Source organism: Vibrio sp. A11 (assembly GCF_013048705.1).
In the GTDB taxonomy this organism is placed as follows: domain Bacteria; phylum Pseudomonadota; class Gammaproteobacteria; order Enterobacterales; family Vibrionaceae; genus Vibrio; species Vibrio metschnikovii.
Window position 1 is genome coordinate 81,609 of the sequence record NZ_VHSI01000013.1, and the last position, 17,796, is coordinate 99,404.

Annotated in this window: 14 protein-coding genes, 1 tRNA gene and 1 rRNA gene; 9 read left to right on the forward strand and 7 right to left on the reverse strand. The window is 44.7% G+C overall.

The window, feature by feature from the left end:
• Positions 1-24: 24 nt before the first annotated feature.
• Positions 25-909 carry a type II secretion system protein GspC gene (gene gspC / locus FKQ60_RS13505; RefSeq protein WP_161439205.1) on the reverse strand — a complete coding sequence of 295 codons (885 nt, stop codon included), beginning with the start codon at positions 907-909 and terminating at the stop codon, positions 25-27.
• Between the two features lie 264 nt (positions 910-1,173).
• Here gspC and hslR point away from each other — a divergent pair, with 264 nt between their 5' ends.
• The 4 genes from hslR to FKQ60_RS13525 all read left to right on the forward strand — a co-directional run bounded on the left by hslR (position 1,174) and on the right by FKQ60_RS13525 (position 6,453).
• The gene (hslR, locus tag FKQ60_RS13510; protein WP_154169891.1) at positions 1,174-1,560 is read left to right on the forward strand and encodes a ribosome-associated heat shock protein Hsp15; all 387 of its coding nucleotides are present in this window, start codon (positions 1,174-1,176) and stop codon (positions 1,558-1,560) included.
• Positions 1,561-1,579: 19 nt separating this feature from the next.
• Positions 1,580-2,470: an Hsp33 family molecular chaperone HslO gene (gene hslO / locus FKQ60_RS13515; protein ID WP_170906658.1), complete on the forward strand. Its 891-nt coding sequence runs from the start codon at positions 1,580-1,582 to the stop codon at positions 2,468-2,470.
• 338 nt (positions 2,471-2,808) lie between these two features.
• A complete protein-coding gene (gene pckA / locus FKQ60_RS13520) occupies positions 2,809-4,437 on the forward strand; it encodes a phosphoenolpyruvate carboxykinase (ATP) (RefSeq protein WP_158144597.1) in 1,629 nt (542 codons plus the stop codon).
• 108 nt (positions 4,438-4,545) lie between these two features.
• The gene (locus FKQ60_RS13525; RefSeq protein WP_170905294.1) at positions 4,546-6,453 is read left to right on the forward strand and encodes an AsmA family protein; all 1,908 of its coding nucleotides are present in this window, start codon (positions 4,546-4,548) and stop codon (positions 6,451-6,453) included.
• A gap of 47 nt (positions 6,454-6,500) precedes the next feature.
• On the opposite strand, the gene FKQ60_RS13530 is transcribed toward FKQ60_RS13525, so the two are convergent.
• The 4 genes from FKQ60_RS13530 to typA all read right to left on the reverse strand — a co-directional run bounded on the left by FKQ60_RS13530 (position 6,501) and on the right by typA (position 10,839).
• Entirely contained in the window at positions 6,501-7,427 is a 927-nt protein-coding gene (locus FKQ60_RS13530) for a bifunctional GNAT family N-acetyltransferase/hotdog fold thioesterase (protein WP_004394369.1), read from the reverse strand.
• A gap of 33 nt (positions 7,428-7,460) precedes the next feature.
• The gene (dtd, locus tag FKQ60_RS13535) at positions 7,461-7,895 is read right to left on the reverse strand and encodes a D-aminoacyl-tRNA deacylase (protein ID WP_170905293.1); all 435 of its coding nucleotides are present in this window, start codon (positions 7,893-7,895) and stop codon (positions 7,461-7,463) included.
• Positions 7,867-8,790 carry a virulence factor BrkB family protein gene (locus FKQ60_RS13540; protein ID WP_004394367.1) on the reverse strand — a complete coding sequence of 308 codons (924 nt, stop codon included), beginning with the start codon at positions 8,788-8,790 and terminating at the stop codon, positions 7,867-7,869. Before FKQ60_RS13540 ends, dtd begins: the two co-directional genes overlap by 29 nt.
• A gap of 225 nt (positions 8,791-9,015) precedes the next feature.
• On the reverse strand, positions 9,016-10,839 hold the full coding sequence (gene typA / locus FKQ60_RS13545; RefSeq protein WP_004394366.1) for a translational GTPase TypA: 1,824 nt from the start codon (positions 10,837-10,839) through the stop codon (positions 9,016-9,018).
• Between the two features lie 503 nt (positions 10,840-11,342).
• Here typA and glnA point away from each other — a divergent pair.
• From glnA to add, 5 genes are all read left to right on the forward strand, one after another.
• Entirely contained in the window at positions 11,343-12,752 is a 1,410-nt protein-coding gene (gene glnA / locus FKQ60_RS13550; protein WP_154169882.1) for a glutamate--ammonia ligase, read from the forward strand.
• A gap of 218 nt (positions 12,753-12,970) precedes the next feature.
• Positions 12,971-13,516 carry a DUF4124 domain-containing protein gene (locus tag FKQ60_RS13555; protein WP_158144593.1) on the forward strand — a complete coding sequence of 182 codons (546 nt, stop codon included), beginning with the start codon at positions 12,971-12,973 and terminating at the stop codon, positions 13,514-13,516.
• 236 nt (positions 13,517-13,752) lie between these two features.
• Entirely contained in the window at positions 13,753-14,799 is a 1,047-nt protein-coding gene (glnL, locus tag FKQ60_RS13560) for a nitrogen regulation protein NR(II) (protein ID WP_004394361.1), read from the forward strand.
• A 38-nt stretch (positions 14,800-14,837) separates the two neighbouring features.
• The gene (gene glnG, locus FKQ60_RS13565) at positions 14,838-16,244 is read left to right on the forward strand and encodes a nitrogen regulation protein NR(I) (RefSeq protein ID WP_004394360.1); all 1,407 of its coding nucleotides are present in this window, start codon (positions 14,838-14,840) and stop codon (positions 16,242-16,244) included.
• A gap of 126 nt (positions 16,245-16,370) precedes the next feature.
• Entirely contained in the window at positions 16,371-17,375 is a 1,005-nt protein-coding gene (gene add / locus FKQ60_RS13570) for an adenosine deaminase (RefSeq protein ID WP_170906659.1), read from the forward strand.
• A 141-nt stretch (positions 17,376-17,516) separates the two neighbouring features.
• Here add and FKQ60_RS13575 read toward each other — a convergent pair.
• A tRNA-Ser gene (locus FKQ60_RS13575) sits at positions 17,517-17,607 on the reverse strand.
• A gap of 68 nt (positions 17,608-17,675) precedes the next feature.
• A 5S ribosomal RNA gene (rrf, locus tag FKQ60_RS13580) occupies positions 17,676-17,791 on the reverse strand.
• Between the last annotated feature and the right edge of the window lie 5 nt (positions 17,792-17,796).

A 17,796-nucleotide genomic window follows, 5' to 3' on the forward strand; every position in this document is an offset into this window, starting at 1 on the left:
TTAATGATTACCGCCAATTGGCTGTTAAAACTGAATATAAATATCATGCTGTTGTCCATCCCGCTCTACTGTCAGATTCAGCTCAGTCAGATCAGAAATGGACTCAAACACTTGCGTCATTGCACTCGGGTCGGTTAAATCGAGCCCATTCAGCTGCACCGCGATGTCCCCATTTTGTAAACCAACGGCTTCAAAAAGCGCAGGATCTCGCCCCGCACTAACGCGATAACCTACAATGCGATCATCTTGTTTGACTTGCGACAAGCTCACGTACTGAAACACCTCACGGGGATTTTGACTGATCGCCGAACGAATAGCTGCCAGCTTGTCTTCTACCACCGCTTGTGCGGCAGGCGCTGCGCGCTGAGCGACATTGTTGGCGCTCGGCTTACCATAATCGAGCCCTTCTAGCATTAGCGTTTCATCCCGACCAGCATTATCAATAATAACTCGGTCAGCCATTACCGCCTTTAACGTCACGCGGGTGCCTTCTATTTGTTCATTCAATCCGTAAGTGGCTTGCTGGCCTCGGTTAGCAATAACCGCCAAACTGCGCTCAAGCTCATTACTGGCAACGACACCAACTAAGGTTAAATTAAGACGCGTGGGCGGCGCATCGACTTGAACGGGAGCCACGACAACAGGAGCCGCTTGAGGATTATAAACGCCAAACAGATGACTATTTTGCAACGGACGAATATCCGTTCTCGCCGTCGCCACTTGGTTGCTGATTGGTTTCGCCACCCAAGGTACAATCGAGCTATCTTGCTTTGGTAACAACCACACCAGTTGGCCAAGGATCCAAGCGGAAAAGACAAGGCAAGTTAAAGTGAGAATGAGACTCAACGGATTCTGCCAACGAAGAACCTGCGCCATGCGCTCGCTAAAAGTCTGTTGATTAAATTCCATTGATTATTTCAATCCTTGCTGATTCATCATCCAAAGCGTTCACTAGTTATTGAGTCAGTTAATATACATCAGCTCGATAATCGGTGCGACTGACGACGTTATTTTATGATGATTATTTACCGCTTCGCTTGAAAATCTGGGAGCTTGTCTCCATAGTTTGTTGATAAATCCACTCCGAAAGCAGTGCTATCTTTACAAGATAAACACTAAAGACGTAGTGCGAAACCGCAGACAGCGTGACTACCTTAGAGGCCACCAATAATCATGAGTTCCCCTGAACAAGCAGTTCGCTTGGATAAATGGCTTTGGGCCGCTCGATTTTATAAAACACGCGCATTAGCCCGAGAGATGGTTGAAGGGGGCAAAGTTCACTATAATGGTCAGCGGAGTAAACCCAGTAAAGCGGTTGAAATCGGTGCGATGATTACCTTACGTCAAGGTAATGAAGAAAAAACCGTTGTCATTGAACAGATTGCTCAGCAACGACGTGGCGCGGCCGAAGCACAGGCTTTGTATAGCGAAACTGCAGAGAGTATCGTCAAACGAGAACGCCAAGCGTTGCTTCGTAAGCTGAATGCTCACAACCCAAGTCCAGAGCGGCGTCCAGATAAGAAACAGCGCCGTGATCTTCTCAAATTCAAACATCAATAAATTAGTCGGATCATTCACTATGACAACACAAGTAACCCCCAACAATCTATTACATCGCTATCTGTTTGAAGACTTATCGGTGCGTGGTGAATTGGTACAACTCAATGATGTTTACCAACGAATAATCACCAGTAAAGATTACCCCGTACCAATTCAACACTTACTCGGTGAGCTATTGGTCGCCACCAGCTTACTAACGGCGACGTTAAAGTTTGAAGGGTCGATCACCATGCAACTGCAAGGTGATGGTCCCGTTTCATTAGTCGTGATCAATGGCGATAATCAACAAAAGATGCGCGGTGTCGCTCGCTGGGATGGGCATATTGCCCCGGATGCCACTCTGCATCAATTGGTCGGTAACGGTTATTTAGTCATCACGATTGAACCTAAAAAAGGTGAGCGTTACCAAGGTGTCGTCGGGCTTGAAGGAGATAACCTAGCACAAGTACTCGAAGGTTATTTCTTGCGCTCAGAGCAATTAAAAACACGCTTATGGATCCGCACTGGTGAACACGATGGCAAACCTCATGCCGCAGGCATGTTGTTACAAGTGATGCCTGATGGTACCGGTTCTGAAGAGGACTTTGAGCATCTAGAACAGTTGACGAATACTGTTAAAGATAGTGAGTTATTTGGTCTAGAAGCGACGGAGCTTCTCTATCGCCTTTATAACCAAGAAAAGGTGCAACTCTTTACACCACAAATCGTTGAGTTTGTTTGTGGCTGCTCTCGAGAACGCAGTGCCGCCGCGATCATCACTATCGCCCAAGAAGAAGTAAACAGTATTCTCGCCGAAGAGGGTCAAGTCTCCTTGCACTGTGATTATTGTGGAACGACTTACTCTTTTGATAGCGCCCAAGTCAGTGAACTCTTTGCTCAGAGCGCCCCCAACAATCCAACGGTGCATTAATTTTCATCGCTCAACAAGCACGATAAAATCACCTTACAGCCAGCATTTTGCTGGCTTTTTTGTGCACAAACCGTCAATAAATCAAGCATAAACCATACCGTACAGCATACTTATTTTCTTTTGAATATTAATCATTTACGCTAGCGCAAAGGTTTGCGTACACGATAGAATAGGTAATGCCAGTATCTGTGACGGGTTGCTTATAATCTTCGAAAAGGCATGGGTAATATTTGAGCTAGCTCCCTGTTTTTTCGGTACCCCGTTGTTAGCATGGTAAACAGATAACAATTACAAAAAGTTACATAAAATCCCTACAAAATCCTTATAAGGAGCACCTAATGACCGTTATGGAACATACCAAGGCTGCACAATTAGATCTTACCCAATATGGAATTACCAACGCGACAGAAGTGATCCGTAACCCCAGTTACGAGCTGTTGTTCGCGGAAGAAACTCGCTCAGATTTGGCTGGCTATGAAAAAGGCATCGTGACAGAGCTGGGAGCCGTCGCTGTTGATACGGGTATTTTCACTGGCCGATCACCAAAAGATAAATTTATTGTCAATGACGATACTACCCGCGATACCTTATGGTGGACTTCAGAGCACGCCAAAAATGATAACAAGCCGATCAATCAAGCGGTTTGGAATGACCTAAAATCTCTTGTTACTAAACAGCTATCAGGCAAACGTCTATTCGTTATTGACGGCTATTGTGGTGCTAACCCAGATACTCGTCTCAATATTCGCGTGATTACTGAAGTTGCTTGGCAAGCTCACTTTGTGAAAAATATGTTTATTCGCCCCAGTGAAGAAGAGTTAGCGACTTTTAAAGCTGACTTTGTGGTGATGAACGGCGCGAAATGCACCAATGACAAATGGCAACAACAGGGATTAAATTCAGAAAACTTTACCGTATTTAATCTCACCGAGAAAATGCAGCTGATCGGCGGCACTTGGTACGGCGGTGAGATGAAGAAAGGTATGTTCGCGATGATGAACTACTTCCTTCCATTACAAGGTATCGCCTCAATGCACTGCTCAGCCAATATGGGTAAAGAGGGCGATGTGGCGATTTTCTTCGGTCTATCCGGAACTGGCAAAACCACGCTCTCTACCGATCCGAAACGTGCTTTGATCGGTGATGATGAACATGGCTGGGATGATGACGGCGTGTTTAACTTTGAAGGTGGCTGCTACGCTAAAACTATTAAACTGTCCAAAGAAGCCGAACCCGACATTTATAATGCGATTCGTCGTGATGCATTACTAGAAAACGTCACTGTGCGCGGTGATGGCTCCATCGATTTTGATGATGGGTCTAAGACTGAAAATACCCGTGTCTCTTACCCCATTTACCATATCGAAAACATTGTTAAGCCAGTCTCTAAAGGTGGTCATGCCAATAAAGTGATCTTCCTTTCCGCCGATGCTTTTGGCGTACTGCCTCCAGTATCGAAACTGACCCCTGAGCAGACCAAGTATCATTTCCTATCTGGGTTTACCGCTAAACTAGCGGGTACCGAACGTGGGATAACCGAACCAACCCCTACTTTCTCGGCGTGTTTTGGTGCAGCTTTCCTAACCTTACACCCAACTCAGTACGCCGAAGTACTCGTTAAACGTATGGAACAAGCTGGCGCAGAAGCCTATCTGGTCAATACTGGTTGGAACGGTTCTGGTAAACGTATCTCAATTAAAGATACTCGTGCAATCATTGATGCGATTCTGGATGGTTCGATTGAGCAAGCACAAACCAAATCGATTCCCATCTTTAATCTAGAAATCCCGACCGCTTTACCTGGGGTTGATCCTGCGATTTTGGACCCTCGTGACACTTACGTCGATCCATTACAGTGGGAAAGCAAAGCCAAAGATCTTGCGGCTCGCTTTATCAACAACTTTGCTAAGTATACAGACAACGCGGAAGGCAAAGCATTAGTGAGCGCAGGCCCACAGCTTGATTAAGCGATTATAACTAGACTAGCCCCTCGCAATGAGGGGCTATTTTTGGCTTGAACCGCTACGCAAGATACGCCAAGCTATGCATTCGCATAATGACAGTATGAGAGAATGATGAAAAAACTGCTGACCCTGGGTATCGCGAGTCTTCTTGTCATGACCAGTGGTGTATTATTGCTCTTCGCCCTAGTGCATACTCGCTACCTGACCCCTTGCGCACAATGGTTCGTTAATCAGCTATGGCCACAAACCGTCACTTTCCATCAACTCGAGTATACTTATCCACTGCACTTTCGTTTCATCAATCCAACGCTTTATCTCTCATCCAACCCTTTTCACGCCCAACAAGTAGATATTTGGCTCAACCCCCGTTTACGAAAACAGGGGCGGTGGCAAATTGATAGCCTATTAATCGATGGAGCAAATCTCTCTTCTGGACTACCGAGTTATCAATGGCCTAAGCAGTGGGCACTGCATCAGTTAGCGATACGCAATATTGATTATGTACATCATGATTGGATCATCCGCGGCCTAAGCGGTCAAATAGAGCAACCGCAATGGCCAGCAACGACCCACTCATTACCTTACGGTAAACTGCAGTTATCTGCGGAACAGGTTTATTGGCAAGGTGAAGCGTTAAGTCAATTATTGATTGATGCCGATCATCGAGCGCAACAGAGCACCATTTACGGCTTTTCCTTTGCTTGGCGACAGGCGCTTTTTTCTGGCCAAGCGGAGCAGTATCCACAAGGTTGGTCACTAGTGAATGCCACCATCAATCGCTTAAACATCACCCCAAACTCACCATTACCTCCGCTGGCTTGGCGACAACTTATTGAAAAGCATCTGTTTCATATTAATAGCTTAGATGTTCTTAATAGCGATATTCAGCAAGGTGACGTCACCTTGAATAACGTGAGTTTTTCTCTCGAGAATCTATTACTTACCCCATCTTGGTGGCAGCAAGAAAATGGCTATCTCTCCCTTAATGCCGATAGTCTGCTCTGGCAAAATCAGCAATGGAACGAACCCACGTTTAAACTGGAATTGACTCCCCAAAAAATCACAATCACTGAATTTACCGCCGACTGGCTTGATGGGCATGTTCAATTTAATGGTTTTGTTACCCCAGATGAGCTCTATCTACATCGACTGGCCATCAGCCGAAGTCGCTGGATTCAAGAGCAAATTGGTCAGTTTTCATTACCCAGTCATGCCCTCTCTGCCTTAAAAAACTTACACATTGAACAGTTGAACTTAAATAACTTACAACTGATTCAGTTAGCTGACTCCCCCCATTGGCAACTCTCTGGATTCAACGCTGCTGGGCAAGGGCTGGAATTGAAGCGTCATGGACGATGGGGATTATGGAACGGGCAACTGACTTTAAGTGCTAATAATGCCAGTATTGAACAAACACTAACCTCACAAGCGATTATCGAGGTCAGTAGCCACAATGGCCTTGGGCATATCACTCGAGCTTTTTTCCCTCTCGAACAAGGGTATCTTGATGCGACAGCAAATTGGGATGCCACGACAGCCAGTGCGCCTTGGCAACTCCAATTGCATGCCGATGGCCTACCACTGCAGCTTTTTAACCATTGGGTTCCACTGCCATTAAACGTCGATGCTTTAGCTGAGTTTACTGTTACCGCACAAGGGCTAGCTGGTGATTACCCGATGTTCAGCCACTCCTTAACTGGGCAACTTAATGGCTACTTGCGTCAAGGAACCTTTACTTATCAACATCATGATACGCTGGTGGTTCAACCTTTTGAATCAGATGCCATTCAGCTAACGGCTGACCGAGGACGACTACAACTCCCACCAATCACTCTATCTGGCCCTAAACTGAATGCCAAACTTGACGGAAATATGGATTTATTAACCCCCGATCAAGCAATGCTAGAACTGCATCTGTGGCAAGATTGCACTGAGCATCACTTCGATCTATTACGAGATCAACAGGCGACACAAGTTAACGCGCTATGCCGATCAACGGAGAATCCATCGACAAGATAACTGATCTCACTGATATGGATAGATCACCATGCTCAAGCGAGGAACGATTAAGCTCGAGCGTTATCAATGATCGTCAAATAATCGGGGATGAGCATATAGGTACCAATAAATTCTACCGCATCTTTAGTACCACTACTGATATCCACTTTGACCACAATACGTGCTTTTCTCCCTGAAGCCAGGCGATCAAGATCACCGCTGATCCCATCTAATGAGGTCGATGCAACGGGATTATGCACCACTGGATGCCGATAACGAATACGGCTATCAACCAGCACAATGTCCCCTTGCAGATTACGCTCACGCATTAATAACCAAGCCATTCCCCACCCCGTCAGAGTGGCCAAAGTGAACGCCGAACCAGCGAATAACGTATTGTGAGGATTTAAATTAGGGTTAAGCTGCGCACTGCATTGAAACTGATAACCGGTATACTGTTGGACTTTAATACCCATCTTGTCACTGATCGGAATATGCGTCGCCCAGCGTTCTTGTAACTCTGTACACCACTCTGGTTTACGCAATACATCGGCCATCGGGTCTAGCGGTTTAACCATTTGCTGATGACGCACCGGGCCTCGCTCATCCGTTAAAGGTCCTCGTCGCTCAAAGCCATTTTGTGCATAAAAAGCAATCGCATCTTCGCGAGCATTACACACTAAACGCTTCGCTCCTTCCTGACGAGCTAAAGACTCAAGTGCCACTAACAACAAGGATCCCATCCCTTTGTTACGCGCACTAGACTTCACCGCCATGTAGCGAATTTGCCCTTCACTGTCAGGAGTGATATAGACCCGACCAATCGCAATCGGTCGTCCTCGTCCATCGACAATCATTCGATGATGACTCATGGGATCGTATTCATCACGCTCCGAACCTAAGGGCATTCGCCACGGCTCACGTAGCATCTGCCAACGAAAATGGTAATACTTGTTGAGCTGGTTTTCCGTCTTGGGAGTGATAAGCTTAAACATTGATTCCCTTCCTAAAGCGCTATTTCGCTCAGATTAAACCTGTAACCAAAAAGTCACTGGACCATCGTTAATAAGTGAGACTTGCATATCCTTCGCAAAACGTCCTCGCTGCGTCGGTAAAATGGTCGCACATAGATCTGAAAAATAATCGTACAGGCGTTCCGCTTCTTGTGGTGCAGCCCCACGTGAGAAACCGGCTCGGGTGCCTTTTTTGGTATCAGCAGGCAGCGTAAACTGTGAAACGACCAAAACACTACCACCAACATCTTGCACGCTAAGGTTCATTTTACCGGCTTCATCTTCAAAAACGCGATACTGCGTGACCCGCTCGACCAAACGCTTCGCCTTAGCCTCATCATCATCACGCTCGACTCCCAGTAACACCAATAAACCGCGCTCAATTTGTCCGACGACGTCACCATCGACGCGAACCGCAGCTTCACTCACCCGTTGAATTAAAGCGATCACTTGGATCTCCTTGTGGTTTCTCTGCTAATTTATCTAATCGAGTGGTTGAGTCTACCACGTTAGGCTCGCGCTTCCATTGCTCACTTTCACCTAAAGCGGCAGTAAACTCAGCACCAATCAGTACAATCAACCAACATAAATATACCCAGACGAATAAAATCGGTATCGCTGCGAGTGCGCCATAAATCAATTGATAAGACGGAAATTGGGTAATATAAGCGGCAAAGGCTTTTTTGCTTAACTCAAACAACAAAGCGGCAACAAATGCTCCGGATAGAGCGTGAACGAGGCGAACTTTTTTATTGGGAACCAAAACATACAAACCCACAAAAGCAAAAAAGGACAATAAAAAAGGCAATCGGCTTAAAAACAATCGAAAAACACCGCTAAACGCTTCACTTTCCACCAATTTCAAAGACGTTACATAGGAGGTCACCGCAATGCTCGTGCCGACAAGAATCGGCCCTAAGGTCAAAATCATCCAATACATAGAAAATGAAAAGACGACCCGCCGCTTATTGCGTACTCGCCAAATAAAATTCATATTCTTATCGATATTTGAGATCAGCATTAACGCGGCAATAAATAAGAAGGCCCCACCAACAGCGGTCATTTTTCCCGTATTAGCAACAAACTGCAGTAAAGCGTTACTAACCGCATCGCCGGCCGCAGGAACAAAGTGAGTGATCACAAACTCTTGGATAATTTCCCCTACATTATCAAAAATGGCAAACGAGGAAAGAATGGATAACAGCACCGTTAACATCGGCACAAGGGACAATAAAGTAATATAAGCTAAATAGCCGGCATTAATATTGATTCGGTCATGATTCATTCGGTTGAATAAATAACGAACAAACCGCACGCTTTGCTTAAATAACATCTCTAGGGCCAAAATCTCACTCCTACGTTGTGCTGTCCACTATGCTAGTGTACTGAAAAATTGACGCTATTGCCTCTCCACCATCACAACATCTTATGTCAGGATATCCTTAAACGCATCATCCAACGCTTCATTTCCCCTTGATTAGACATCACTCTCACACCAAGCCAACTCGCGATATAAAAAAACCCTTAGCCTTTACAGGATAAGGGTTTTCACTGCCATTATGACCATTAATTAGCCACGAGAAGCACGTTTACGCTCGTTTTCGGTTAGGTGTTTCTTACGAATACGAATGCTCTTTGGCGTCACTTCAACCAATTCATCATCATCAATGAACTCAAGTGCCTGCTCAAGAGTAAATTTAATCGCAGGGGTTAGCACCTGAGCTTCGTCCGTACCAGAAGCACGTACGTTGGTCAGCTGCTTACCTTTTAGACAGTTTACGGTTAGATCGTTAGAACGATTATGAATGCCGATCACTTGACCTTCGTAGACTTCGTCAGCATGCTCAGTAAACAAGCGACCACGCTCTTGCAAGTTAAACAATGCGTAAGTTAATGCCTTACCCGTCGCATTAGAAATCAGTACGCCATTCACTCGCTGACCAATATCACCACCTTTGTGAGGACCATAATGATCAAACGTATGATAAAGCAAACCTGAACCTGACGTTAGTGTCATAAACTCTGTTTGAAAACCAATCAGTCCACGAGAAGGCATCACAAAGTCTAAACGAACTCGGCCTTTACCATCTGGCGACATATCTTTCATCTCGCCTTTGCGCAGACCAATTTTCTCCATGATCCCGCCTTGATGCTCTTCCATCACGTCGATAGTCACGGTCTCAAACGGTTCCATTAACTGGCCATTTTCTTCTTTAAGAATAACTTCTGGGCGTGAAACCGCTAATTCAAAGCCTTCGCGACGCATGTTTTCGATCAAGATAGAGAGGTGTAATTCACCACGACCAGAAACACGGAATTTATCGGGATCTTCGGTTTGCTCTACACGAAGTGCCACGTTATGCACTAACTCTTTCTCAAGACGTTCAAGAATATTACGTGAAGTAACGAACTTACCTTCTTTACCAGCAAAAGGAGAAGTATTTACTTGGAAAGTCATGGTCACAGTAGGCTCATCAACGCTCAATGGTGGTAACGCTTCAACGGCATTAACATCACAAATCGTATCCGATATCTTCAGCTCACCCAATCCAGTAACCGCGACGATATCACCAGCAGTGGCCAGTTCGGTTTCCGTACGTTGTAAACCAAGGTATCCGAGTACAGTACCGACTTTACCGTTGCGTTTTTTACCATCAGCAGAAATAACCGTTACTTGTTGGTTAGCCTTTACGCTACCACGAGTCACACGGCCTACACCGATAACGCCAACGTACGAGCTATAATCAAGTTGTGAAATTTGCATCTGTAATGGACCAGAAAGATCCACTTGTGGAGGCTCCACATTATCGACGATGGCTTGGAACAATGGTTCCATGTTTTCACCAATAACACCTTCTTCTAAGGTCGCCCAACCATTCAGTGCTGAAGCATAAACCACTTGGAAATCCAACTGTTCATCACTTGCCCCTAGATTATCAAACAAGTCAAACACTTGATCCATTACCCAGTCAGGGCGAGCACCTGGACGGTCAATTTTATTGATAACGACAATCGGCTTTAAGCCATGAGCAAAAGCTTTTTGAGTCACAAAGCGTGTTTGTGGCATAGGACCATCAACAGCATCGACAATCAAGCAAACACAATCAACCATCGACATAATACGCTCAACTTCACCACCGAAGTCAGCGTGTCCAGGGGTGTCTACGATGTTAATACGGTAATCGTGCCAATTGATCGCGGTATTTTTGGCAAGAATCGTAATACCACGTTCTTTTTCAATATCGTTCGAGTCCATGACTCGCTCTTCAGCGTCACCGCGAGACTCTAAGGTACCCGACTGCTGGAGTAGTTTATCCACCAAGGTCGTTTTGCCGTGGTCAACGTGCGCGATGATCGCGATGTTTCTTAGTTTTTCAATTTGTGGAGTAGCCATGGAGTTTTGCTTCACTTATTTTACACAGATAGCTCGTTTCTACGGGAGTGCACAAACGTAGCCAAAATTTTCGTTAAAAAAATGGTCAATAATGTACCAGATTTTGGCGAAAAACCTAGAAAAATGTGATCTATCACGCTCAATATTGTCCCATTACATCCTAGTCGTCGTTCCCGCTTAATTCAAACCCGATCCCCACACAGAAATGAAGATTGACAAAGCCATGAATAATCGGCTGAATGAACAAGCTTTGTTAGCCGTAGTGAGCAACGCTACCGTATTGCACCAAAAAAGTGCAATACGTGATCTTTTTGGTGCAACAATACGCACCAAACTCACCCATCAAAACACAAGCAATTGATTTTATGGACAATAAAAACTGGCACGATTATCGCTTAGATAAATACAGTACGGATTAAGCTTGATGAAAAAACATTAATCTGTGCTGATTTCATTTTGATTCGAGCCCAAACCGCTTTATTTAACACTGGAGGTTATCCAAGATGTCAGTAGAAAACGTACTATCGCTGATCCAAGAAAACGAAGTTAAGTTTGTTGACTTACGCTTTACCGATACAAAAGGTAAAGAGCAACATATCTCTATTCCTGCTCACCAAATCGACGCAGACTTCTTCGAAGAAGGTAAGATGTTCGATGGTTCATCAGTTGCTGGCTGGAAAGGAATCAATGAATCTGACATGGTGATGATGCCTGACGCATCCAGTGCCGTGCTTGACCCATTTACCGATGATGTCACTCTCAATATTCGTTGTGACATTCTTGAACCAGCCACGATGCAAGGCTACGACCGTGACCCACGCTCTATTGCTAAGCGTGCCGAAGATTATATGCGTTCAACCGGTATCGCGGATACCGTTCTTGTCGGCCCAGAGCCAGAATTTTTCCTCTTTGATGACGTAAAATATACCAACAACATGTCTGGTGCGTCATTCAAGATTGACGATATCGAAGCGGCTTGGAATACAGGTGCAGAAATTGAAGGTGGTAACAAAGGTCACCGTCCAGGCGTAAAAGGCGGTTACTTCCCTGTTGCTCCAGTCGATTCATCACAAAACATCCGCTCTGCGATGTGCTTGATCATGGAAGAAATGGGCTTAGTCGTTGAAGCACATCACCATGAAGTGGCCACCGCAGGTCAAAACGAAATCGCGACTCGATTTAACACGTTGACCACAAAAGCAGACGAGATCCAAATTTACAAATACGTTGTACATAACGTTGCTCATGCGTTTGGCAAAACCGCGACCTTTATGCCTAAACCTCTCGTTGGTGATAATGGGTCAGGTATGCACGTACACCAATCACTAGCAAAAGATGGCGTCAATTTATTTGCGGGTGACAAATACGGCGGTCTCTCTGATCTTGCCCTGTATTATATTGGCGGTATTATCAAACACGCCCGTGCTATTAACGCTTTCGCTAACCCATCAACTAACTCGTACAAACGTCTTGTTCCAGGGTTTGAAGCACCAGTTATGCTTGCTTATTCAGCGCGTAACCGCTCTGCATCGATCCGTATCCCTGTCGTGCCAAGCCCGAAAGCGCGTCGTATCGAAGCTCGCTTCCCAGACCCAGCAGCAAACCCATACCTTGCGTTCGCTGCACTGCTAATGGCAGGCCTTGATGGTATCAAAAATAAAATCCATCCTGGTGAAGCCATGGATAAAGATTTGTACGACTTACCAGCAGAAGAAGCCGCTGAGATTCCAAAAGTCGCCGAATCTTTAGAAGTCGCGCTAAAAGCACTTGACGAAGATCGTGAGTTCCTGACCGTAGGTGGCGTGTTCTCTGATGATTTCATTAACTCTTATATTGCTCTGAAATCAAAAGATGTTGAGCGTGTCAATATGGCCGTTCATCCACTTGAGTTTGAACTTTATTATTCGGTGTAATCAGCACCTAATGTAAATCTCAGCTTATTTTGCAACGTAATTCTAGGCTCGCCTCGCAGGCGGGCCTTTTGTTTATTTGGCTTTCTTTCCATTCACTTTAACATCGTCATCGTCTAACCAAACAGGAGCATAACCGTCAAACCTAATACCTAATTCGGTGCTCACTAGCTCCATTGCACCATTTCTGAGCAAATAAGCCGTAAAATATGAGGTAAAAAATGAATCCGATATTTATCGTGTGTTTACTGATCTACAGCGTGCTGTTGCCAATCACCTGTCATGCACAAACGGTGTACGTTTGGGAAGATGAACACGGGATAGTTCATTTTAGTGATTTTGCTCAGAGCCCACATGCTCAATTAATTACCTTATCAGTCGACGATCATCTTGCTCCCGAGCCTCAATTTAGTGAAGCAATACCAATCGATGAACCCCTACCAAGTAAAACCTCTCAACCTAGCCGCTCCGAGTTGCCAGCCTTAGCACTACAGATAATCTCGCCACTTGATCAACAAACGATTCGTGATAACCAAGGACGAATTAAAGTTGTCGTTGAGTTAAGTCGCCCTTTGACAACCCATCAGCACCTACAACTGATGCTTAATAACCAAGCCTATGGTGCGCCTAATACGCAAAATTATTGGGAGTTAAAAAATATCGATCGAGGTGAACATCGTTTGATGATTCAAGCAATTGAAAACGGCAAGGTTATTGCATCAACTAAGTCAGTAACGGTTTATTTACATCGAGCTGCGCGGCATTAATCGGTCATTGTATGATCTCATACTGAGTGAACAAACCATAGCAAGCTGATATCTCATGCTTTATCAATGCAAAAGGGTGACAACACCTCGTCAGCCAATGCCGCGATAACTGACAGCCATGAGAAATGAAGACTCTCGCTCTTATTTAAGCTTTTGCTTTTTATTCCGTTGCGCCATACTGAACTATCGACCGCACCAAACTGGTGCAATGTATCAATGGGTAATAGGATGCCGCTGTGAATCTAGACCGAAGTGAAGCGATATTAAATAATCTCGTCACCGCAACGTTGTTACTCGATGAGAACTTATCTGTTCGTTATGCTAACCCTGCGGCGGAGCAACTCTTCTCGCAAAGTGCTAAACGTATTCTTCATCAATCATTGTCTGCACTCGTACAACATGCCTCGCTTGATCTCGCTTTATTAACTCAACCATTACAAAGCGGACAAAGTATTACCGACAGTGACGTCACGTTTGTAGTGGATGGCAAACCACTGATGCTAGAAGTCACGGTAAGCCCTTTTTCATGGCAAAAAGAGCTCATGCTATTGGTTGAAATGAGGAAGATTGGTCAACAGCGACGTTTAACACAAGAACTCAACCAACATGCTCAGCAACAAGCAGCAAAGTTATTGGTGCGAAGTTTGGCCCATGAAATTAAAAATCCGTTAGGAGGATTACGCGGCGCAGCGCAACTACTCGAGAGAATGCTTCCTAATCGTGAACTAACTGAATATACGCAAATCATTATTGAACAAGCCGATCGTTTAAGAACGCTAGTCGACAGGCTACTTGGCCCCCAAAAACCTGGAAAAAAAACGCATGAGAATTTACATGTTATTCTAGAAAAAGTAAGGCAATTGATTGAATTGGAAACAACCCACTCAATCACCATTGAAAGAGATTATGATCCGAGTCTACCTGAGCTATTGATGGATACCGATCAAATTGAACAAGCACTATTAAATATTGTTAGTAACGCTGCGCAAATTCTCGCTCACCAACCTTATGGAATGATTACGCTGCGTACCAGAACCGTGCATCAAGCCAATATTCACGGTCATCGTCATAAATTGGCCGCTAAAATTGAAATCATCGACAATGGCCCTGGCATCCCTCTTGAGCTGCAAGATACCTTATTTTATCCCATGGTGAGTGGCCGAGAAGGAGGAACAGGACTAGGACTGTCCATCTCACAAAACCTCATTGATCAACACAATGGAAAAATTGACGTTGAAAGCTGGCCAGGGCGTACCGCATTTACCATTTATTTACCCATTTAACCTGACCAGGATCCGGTCGAATAAAAAGGAGAACAAACATGAGCAAAGGATACGTCTGGGTGGTTGATGATGATAGCTCAATCCGCTGGGTTCTCGAAAAAACCTTAGCCGCAGCCAATATAAAATGTGAAACCTTTTCTGATGCAGAAAGTGTCCTAATGGCGTTAGAAAGAGAGACACCAGATGCACTGATCTCTGATATTCGAATGCCTGGCATGGATGGTATTGAGCTACTTAACCAAGTCCATTCTCGTACGCCTGAATTACCGATCATTATTATGACGGCTCATTCTGATTTAGATGCAGCCGTGAATGCGTATCAGAAAGGCGCTTTTGAATATCTCGCCAAACCTTTTGACGTCGATGAAGCCGTTACCTTAGTCGAACGAGCGATGGCACACGGACAAGAGCAGCGCACGACTCAAGTACAGCACACAATCTCAACCTATAGATCACCTGAAATTATTGGCGAAGCACCGGCGATGCAAGAGGTGTTTCGAGCGATTGGCCGACTTTCCCGTTCCTCCATCTCGGTACTGATTAATGGAGAGTCAGGAACAGGTAAAGAATTGGTCGCTCATGCTTTACATCGTCATAGTCCTAGAGCACAAAAACCATTTATCGCCCTTAATATGGCTGCCATTCCGAAGGACTTAATTGAATCCGAACTGTTTGGACACGAAAAAGGGGCTTTCACTGGAGCAAATAGTGTTCGTCAAGGGCGCTTTGAACAGGCCAACGGGGGAACTCTCTTCCTTGACGAAATTGGTGATATGCCACTTGATATACAAACACGATTATTGCGAGTCCTTTCTGACGGACAATTTTATCGCGTTGGTGGGCACCTAGCTTTAAAAGTTGATGTTCGCATTGTGGCTGCAACCCATCAACACTTAGAAAAATTAGTTCAACAAGGAAAATTTCGTGAAGACTTATTTCATCGCCTTAATGTGATCCGAATTCACATTCCGGCTTTACGTGAGCGGCGACAAGATATTGAAAAACTGACTAAACATTTTTTAGCATTAGCAGCAAAAGAGCTCAGTGTAGAAATGAAAACATTGCATCCTAAGAGTGTTGAAATTCTTAATCGCTTGGATTGGCCAGGTAATGTAAGGCAACTAGAAAATATGTGCCGATGGCTAACAGTAATGGCCAGCGGCAGTGAAGTTTTGCCAAGCGACTTTCCGCCAGAGCTACTCCAACAACGTAAAGCAGTAGAAACAACAACGGATATACATTGGCAAGCTCAGCTTGAGGTCTGGGCAAGATCTGCATTAGCGGCTGGTGAAACCGATCTTTTAACCCATGCTCAACCAGAATTTGAACGTATCCTATTAGAGGTAGCGCTCGATCATACTCACGGCCATAAACAAGAGGCAGCTAAAGTATTAGGCTGGGGACGCAACACCTTAACGCGTAAATTAAAAGAGCTTTACTCGTAAGCTATCAACACTTTCAGTAAACAATAACAAAATAAAGATGAATTGTGCAGATTCCCAAGCTCGTCTTACTGACAGACATGCGTTTGGTTTTTATACTTGATTGACAATATGACTTGGAAAAATGCCATGATAACCAAAAACTTCCCTCTTACCGATTTACATCGCCATTTAGATGGCAACATACGCACTCAAACCATTCTCGACCTAGGTCGTAAGTTTAATGTCGCACTGCCTGCCAATACGGTAGAAGGCTTAACACCTTATGTACAAATCGTTGAAGCAGAGCCTTCGTTAGTCGCTTTCCTATCTAAATTGGACTGGGGAGTTGCGGTACTAGGTGATTTAGAGGCATGCCGTAGAGTCGCCTATGAGAATGTAGAAGATGCTTTACGTGCTCAGATTGATTATACCGAATTACGATTTTCACCTTACTACATGGCCATGAAACATAATCTCCCTATTGCTGGTGTCGTTGAAGCCGTCGTGGATGGTGTACAAGCTGGGGTTCGCGACTTCGGGATTCAAGCTAATCTGATTGGTATTATGAGCCGAACTTTCGGAACCGATGCATGCCAGAAAGAATTAGAGGCGATTCTTAGCCAAAAAGATCATATTGTCGCAGTCGATCTTGCTGGTGATGAATTAGGACAACCTGGAGAGCGCTTTGTCCAACATTTTAAACAAGTTAAAGATGCAGGGTTACATGTCACAGTACACGCTGGAGAAGCCGCTGGTCCTGAAAGTATGTGGCAGGCGATTAAAGAATTAGGGGCTACACGTATTGGCCATGGCGTCAAAGCGATTAACGATCCCAAGCTGATGGATTATCTGGCAAAACATCATATTGGTATTGAATCTTGTCTAACATCTAATATTCAAACCAGTACGGTTGAAAGCTTAGAGAAACACCCAATTAAACTCTTTTTAAATCACGGTATCTTGGCTTGCCTTAACACAGATGACCCTGCTGTAGAAGGCATAGAACTTCCTCACGAATATCTGATCGCGGCGCCTAAAGCGGGCCTTAGTGGCGAACAGATTTATCAGGCACAGAAGAATGGTGTAACACTTGCCTTCTTATCTGAAAGTGAAAAACAGACGTTAATAAACAAAGTCGCCGCACGCCACTAGGCCAATATAAAAAAGGCCAATATAAAAAAGGCCAATAATATAAAAAATAAAAAAGATCGAAACATTCGATCTTTTTTATTGAGATTTAATCAGGTGCGTAACGCAAAAAAGCCGCTAATAAATTAGCGGCTTTTTAAATAGTGGCGGAGAGATAGGGATTTGAACCCTAGGATAGCTATTAACCATCGCCGGTTTTCAAGACCGGTGCTTTCAACCACTCAGCCATCTCTCCACAATTTTTAATCCACAAGAAAATAATATTTGCTCATGGTCGGCCGCTTATTAAGCGGAAAAATTAAAGCCTGGCGATGTTCTACTCTCACATGGGGAGACCCCACACTACCATCGACGCTGTTTCGTTTCACTTCTGAGTTCGGCATGGAGTCAGGTGGGTCCAAAACGCTATGGTCGCCAAGCAAAT